At 75.3% G+C, this 2,522-nt stretch carries 2 protein-coding genes; both read left to right on the top strand.

Annotation, left to right across the window (positions count from 1 at the left end; all coding sequences use genetic code 11):
• The first annotated feature begins 185 nt into the window (after positions 1–185).
• Complete coding sequence (locus ACFV0O_RS14060) at positions 186–1,298, top strand: NAD-dependent epimerase/dehydratase family protein (RefSeq protein WP_360253120.1); 1,113 nt, start codon at positions 186–188, stop codon at positions 1,296–1,298.
• A gap of 8 nt (positions 1,299–1,306) precedes the next feature.
• A complete protein-coding gene (locus tag ACFV0O_RS14065; RefSeq protein ID WP_360252903.1) occupies positions 1,307–2,314 on the top strand; it encodes a lysophospholipid acyltransferase family protein in 1,008 nt (335 codons plus the stop codon).
• The last annotated feature ends 208 nt before the right edge of the window (positions 2,315–2,522 follow it).

Below are 2,522 nucleotides of genomic sequence, written 5' to 3' on the forward strand. Positions count from 1 at the left end.
GGCGCCCCGGGGTGCGGCGCCCCAACACTACTAACGCCCCCCCCCCCGCCCCCCCCCCCCCCCCCCCCCCCCCCCCCCCCCGGGCCCCGGGGGGCGGGGCCGGGCGGTGTCGTTTCACGGCTCGGTACGGGGTCGCGGTACCGTGCACGCAGGCCGCTCGGGTCGAGGGAATGGGGTGCAGCACCGTGGGCGTGGTCGTGCTCGTCACCGGCGTGGCACGCCATCTCGGTGCCCGCTTCGCCGCCGAGGTCCGCCGCCGTCCGGGCGTCGACCTGGTCGTCGGGGTGGACGTGCAGCCGCCCCGGGTGCCGCCCGAGGAGCCGGCCGGTCCGGCCGCGCCCTACCGCTTCCACCAGCTCGACCTGCGCCGCCCGGCGCTGTCCCGGGTGCTCGCCGAGCACCAGGTGGACACCGTCGTGCACCTCAGCGTCAGCGCCACCGGCCTGGGCTCCACCAACCGCTCCGCGGTGAAGGAGTCCAACGTCATCGGCACCATGCAACTGCTCGGCGCCTGCCAGAAGGCGCCCGCGGTGCGCCGGCTGGTGGTGAAGTCCACCACCGGCGTGTACGGCTCCGCGCCCCGCGACCCGGCGGTGTTCAGCGAGCGGATCCAGCCGAAGACCCCGCCCGGCGGCGGCTTCGCCAAGGACGCCTCGGAGGTCGAGGGCTACGTCCGCGGCTTCGCCCGGCGCCGCCCGGACGTCGCGGTGACGGTGCTGCGCTTCGCCAACATCGTCGGCCCGGCCGCCGACACCCCGCTCAGCGAGTACTTCGCGCTGCCCGTGCTGCCGACCGTCCTCGGCTACGACCCGCGGCTGCAGTTCGTCCACGAGGACGACGCCGTCGCCGTGCTCTGCCGGGCCGTCGGCGAGCCCGAGCCGGGCACCGTCAACACCGGTACCTTCAACGTGGCGGGGGAGGGCGTCCTGCTGCTCTCCCAGTGCGCCCGCAGGCTCGGCCGCCCCACCCTGCCGCTGCTGCTGCCCGCGGTCAGCTGGATGGCCGCCCTGGCCCGGCAGACCAGGCTGGTGGACGTCTCCCCGGAGCAGCTGCGACTGCTCACCCACGGCCGGGTGGTGGACACCACGCGGCTGCGCGAGACCTTCGGCTACCGCCCGGCGTTCACCACCCCCGAGGCCTTCGCCGACTTCGCGGCCGCCCGGGGCCCGGGCCTGCTGCCGCCCGAGCGGCTGGCCGCCGTCACCGACCGGCTGACCGCCCTGCTCGGCCCGGAGGGGGCGCGCCCCGCCGCCGCACCGGGCACCGTACCGAACCGCCCCCGCCGACCGAGGAGCTGAAACCCGCGATGAACGCCGCAGCCGAGAACGCGCCGGGCGAGGCCAAGGTCATCCCGATCGAGTCCGCCCCCAGCTGGACCGCGTCCGACGGACCCGGCCTGGCCGACCGGCTCGCCGGCGCCGTCGGCGGGGCGCTGTCCGGGCCGCTCGGCCCGACGGCCACCCGACTGTTCGGCAAGGGCTGGGAGGGCCGCGCCGCCGAGGGCCTGGCCTTCCTGCGCCGTCGGGTCACCGGCGACTACGAGGTCGACGAGTTCGGCTTCGACCGGGAGCTCACCGAGGAGGTGCTGCTCTCGCTGCTGCGCCCGCTGGCCGAGAAGTACTTCCGGATCGAGGTCCAGGGCGTGGAGAACATCCCGGCCGAGGGCGGCGCGCTGATCGTCGCCAACCACTCCGGGACGATCCCGCTGGACGCGCTGATGACCCAGGTCGCCATCCACGACCACCACCCGGAGCGGCGGCACCTGCGGATGCTCGCCGCCGACCTGGTCTTCGTGCTGCCCGGGATCAACGAGCTGGCCCGCAAGGCCGGCCACACACTGGCCTGCAACGAGGACGCCCAGGCACTGCTGGAGCGCGGCGAGGTGGTCGGGGTCTGGCCGGAGGGCTTCAAGGGCATCGGCAAGCCCTTCTCCGAGCGCTACAAGCTCCAGCGCTTCGGCCGCGGCGGTTTCGTGGCCTCGGCGCTGCGGGCGCGGGTGCCGATCGTGCCGTGCTCGATCGTCGGGGCGGAGGAGACCTACCCGATGATCGGCAACGTCAAGACGCTGGCCCGGCTGCTGGGCCTGCCGTACGTGCCGATCACGCCGACCTTCCCCTGGCTGGGACCGCTCGGGATGCTGCCGCTGCCGACCAAGTGGACGATCCGCTTCGGTGAGCCGATCGCCACCGACGGCTACCCGGCGGAGGCGGCGGACGACCCGATGCTGGTCTTCGACCTGGCGGACGAGGTGCGCGAGACCATCCAGCACACGCTCTACCAACTGCTGGTGCAGCGCCGTTCGGTGTTCTTCTGAGCCCGGTGTCGTCCCGGGCCCGGTGTCGTCTCGGGCCCGGTGTTGTCCCGGCCCGTCGGGCGTGGGGCCTTCGTGGGCCCGCCGCTCCGGACGGGCCGGTGGAGAGGGGCCCGGGGAAAACGCAATCCCCCCGGCCCCAACCCGGGCCCGGCCCGCCGGGGCCCCCCCCAGGGTACAAAACACCGGCCCCCCGCCCCGGCGCCGCGGG

Origin of the sequence: Kitasatospora sp. NPDC059577 (genome assembly GCF_042735475.1) — a bacterium.
Taxonomy (GTDB): Bacteria; Actinomycetota; Actinomycetes; order Streptomycetales; family Streptomycetaceae; genus Kitasatospora.

What these genes read in the sequence shown, in the direction of transcription:
- ACFV0O_RS14065 (WP_360252903.1), top strand. Translation starts at nt 1,307, where the DNA reads ATGAACGCCGCAGCCGAGAACGCGCCGGGCGAGGCCAAGGTCATCCCG.